At 36.5% G+C, this 2,723-nt stretch carries 5 protein-coding genes; 2 read left to right on the top strand and 3 right to left on the bottom strand.

The features are described from left to right. Nucleotides 1–170 precede the first annotated feature (170 nt). Both T429_RS0108405 and T429_RS0108400 read left to right on the top strand, forming a co-directional pair. The gene (locus tag T429_RS0108405; RefSeq protein WP_005773369.1) at nucleotides 171–449 is read left to right on the top strand and encodes a hypothetical protein; all 279 of its coding nucleotides are present in this window, start codon (nucleotides 171–173) and stop codon (nucleotides 447–449) included. Then, complete coding sequence (locus tag T429_RS0108400; protein ID WP_005773368.1) at nucleotides 439–756, top strand: type II toxin-antitoxin system HicB family antitoxin; 318 nt, start codon at nucleotides 439–441, stop codon at nucleotides 754–756. The genes T429_RS0108405 and T429_RS0108400 overlap by 11 nt, the downstream gene beginning before the upstream one ends. 69 nt (nucleotides 757–825) lie before the next feature. On the opposite strand, the gene T429_RS0108395 is transcribed toward T429_RS0108400, so the two are convergent. The 3 genes from T429_RS0108395 to T429_RS10715 all read right to left on the bottom strand — a co-directional run. Further along, nucleotides 826–1,527 (bottom strand): LbetaH domain-containing protein, encoded by a 702-nt coding sequence (locus T429_RS0108395; protein WP_005773367.1) that lies wholly within the window; start codon nucleotides 1,525–1,527, stop codon nucleotides 826–828. Nucleotides 1,528–1,607: 80 nt separating this feature from the next. Continuing rightward, nucleotides 1,608–2,126: a Rha family transcriptional regulator gene (locus T429_RS0108390; protein WP_005773365.1), complete on the bottom strand. Its 519-nt coding sequence runs from the start codon at nucleotides 2,124–2,126 to the stop codon at nucleotides 1,608–1,610. 270 nt (nucleotides 2,127–2,396) lie between these two features. Continuing rightward, nucleotides 2,397–2,723, bottom strand: a 327-nt coding sequence (locus tag T429_RS10715) for a hypothetical protein (protein ID WP_005775153.1), incomplete at its 5' end; no start/stop codon positions are given.

Raw genomic sequence — 2,723 nt, 5'->3', positions numbered from 1 at the left:
TCTTTTTGTTTGTATCTATCAAAAAGTAGTTTTGGATTGGTTTTGGAATCAAAAGCCGTGTCTTCAAAGGACGCGGCTTTCTTTTTTACTATTAAATGGATAAAGTTCCTATTCAATAGCTTTAAAATGTTAACCAGAAAGGCTCATAAAACGATTGACCAGTATTAATAATGATACTATTATTAGCTATGAGTGGTAGCGATAAAATTGAAAAAATAATCAGCTTGATGAAAGCATCGCCAAAGAATATCAAGTTTTCAGATTTGTTGGCTGTATGTGTATATTTTTTTGGAGAAGCGCGGAACAATGGTACAAGCCACTTTGTTTTTAAGACGCCGTGGTTTGGTGACCCCCGTGTGAATATTCAAAAAGATTCCGGTAACAAGGCAAAAGCCTACCAAGTGAAACAAGTCTTGCAAGCGATAGAAAGGATAAAACATGAACAATAATCATTATACGTATCGTGTTTTGTGGTCGCAAGAAGATGGTGAATATATTGGACTGTGTGCCGAATTTCCATCCCTTTCATGGCTAGCTTCTAAAGCGGAAAAAGCTTTAAAAGGCATTATGGACCTCGTTTCAGAAGTTGTTGAAGATATGCAACATAACGGAGAAGAAGTTCCCGTACCTTTGTCGTATATTAAATATACTGGTAAATTTCAATTAAGGATTCCACCAGAACTCCACAGAAAACTTGCAATTCAAGCAGCGGAAAATGGTATAAGCTTGAATAGATATATTTCTTCTAAACTTTGAATCGTTGAAAGCCGTGTCTTCAAAGGACGCGGCTTTCTTTTTTGCTATAAACCAGCCCCCGCCCCTTATTTACGCTGCTTTGTTTTTAACAATCTTTACAACAGTATCATTTTCATAAATTTCACAATCTTCTGGAATCCCATATGCATAGTAAACGTTTTGTTCAACATATGAATAATCATTTCTTTTTAATCTTGCATTGCCATGTACCAAACCTCTAATGGTGTGATAACCAGTCACTTTTGCATTCCCATAAACAGAACCGTAAACCTTAACATACCCACCCACGCTAGCATTGTCATAAACTTTGCCATAAATTTTTGCAGCACCACTTACAACAGCATGGTCATAAACTACAGCCTTGCTATAAATACGTGCACTTCCTGATACTTTTGCATTCCCATAAACCCGCGCATATTGATAAACCCAAGCGTTATGAGAAATATGCGCATTATCATAAATATGAGCTCCAAAATACACGCGGGTTTTACCACATATATGAGCATTGCCGTAAACAAAACCACCAATAACAGCATTGCCATAGACCTTTGCATTTTCATAAACACGACCAGATCTTACAACACAAGCATTATCATATACCCAGCAATTGCCATCATGAGAGAGGTTATCTTCCTTTGCAATAAAGCCCCCTAAATCCCCTGCTTTAACATCATCAAAATCTCTTAAAGCACGGATACGGTATAAAGTAATCCCTTTACCGCGACTTTCATTTATAAGTTCATATTTTTTAGATACAGTTGTGGTGGTCATAGGTAGCTCCCTAAGTTCATATTTGTTAAATTTTTAAATGAGATGTTTTAAAGAGGCGCCCCCGCACCGCCGCTGCTGTTTTATGCTGCTTTTGCAACAGCGTTTGTTAAAACACGCTTGGCTTCTGTTGTTACTAATTTGTAATGATCAAGCTCTTTTTGTAAATCATTTACATACGATAAACGCGCTGCAATCATTCCTAAAACTTTACCAATTCCCTCAGGAGCTTTTAAACTTTCATAAGAAAATAAATCATGCTCTGTAGAAAACAAATCACGACTTTTTGATTGGCTTTTTAATTCATAGAAAGCTTTAACAAGCGCCTTTTTAAATGCACGCACCGTGTCATTATTGCGCATATATGTCATCAGTAAAGTTGCTTGCGATTCATTAAGAATGGCAACTTCTCTCTTTTGTCTGCCACCCTTTGTTTTAAAGGGTAGCATTTCAAATGCGACCCTTCCAAATTCTTCAAAATCTTTAATATTTTTACGAACCAATTGTATAACTGTTTTATGCGTATTACCTACGCCCTCAGCAATCTTTAAAGAAGTTGTTACAGCAATACCATTATTGTTGACTGTTACTAAATTGTTCATAGGGAACTCCTATTCGTAAGAAAGTTTTTCATTAACACCCCATAAGAGCGTCGGGTGCTGAAAAACACGGCGAATAGTCCGTCGTTACACCTTCCCCAAAAAGGTATTGTATAGTGTAACCACACCCGACAAAATCCTTATATGCCAATCATAGCACAAAAATAAAGTCAAATTTTAAAGCAGGAAAAGATTGTTTCGTAACCTATCCGCTATTCGCTTAAGTGTTTTTCAAGCACTTATTGGTCCTTCTAAACGACCTTTTCCTTAAAGTCAATACGTATTTTTTATTTTTTTCACTTTTTTTTCATTTTGATGCTTACATAATTGAATATCAACGGCTTTTGCTAGCTCTCTATCCATTTCATCGCAAGACAATGGGTAGCCCCATTCACCATCATTCGTTATCTCACAAATCAACTGATCATCCTTTGTACGTTCTTTAATTTTCACATTTACCTCGTCTATTAACGCTTCAAAATTCAATACGCTTTTTGGTAACTTGCCACCGTATATCCAAGCTTTCACTTGCGCCTTCGTGCTGTAATCAACTTTCAAAGGCATATCTTGATCATGATACTGACCACCTTCAAATTCTTC

Source organism: Bartonella elizabethae F9251 = ATCC 49927, from assembly GCF_000518165.1.
Taxonomy (GTDB): Bacteria; Pseudomonadota; Alphaproteobacteria; order Rhizobiales; family Rhizobiaceae; genus Bartonella; species Bartonella elizabethae.
The sequence above is the reverse complement of the archived record's forward strand: the minus strand, read 5'-3'. Positions and strand labels throughout refer to the sequence as shown.

Coding starts and splice junctions, on each gene's coding strand:
- T429_RS0108405 (WP_005773369.1), top strand. CDS start 171: ATGATACTATTATTAGCTATGAGTGGTAGCGATAAAATTGAAAAAATA.
- T429_RS0108395 (WP_005773367.1), bottom strand. CDS start 1,527: ATGACCACCACAACTGTATCTAAAAAATATGAACTTATAAATGAAAGT.
- T429_RS0108390 (WP_005773365.1), bottom strand. CDS start 2,126: ATGAACAATTTAGTAACAGTCAACAATAATGGTATTGCTGTAACAACT.
- T429_RS0108400 (WP_005773368.1), top strand. CDS start 439: ATGAACAATAATCATTATACGTATCGTGTTTTGTGGTCGCAAGAAGAT.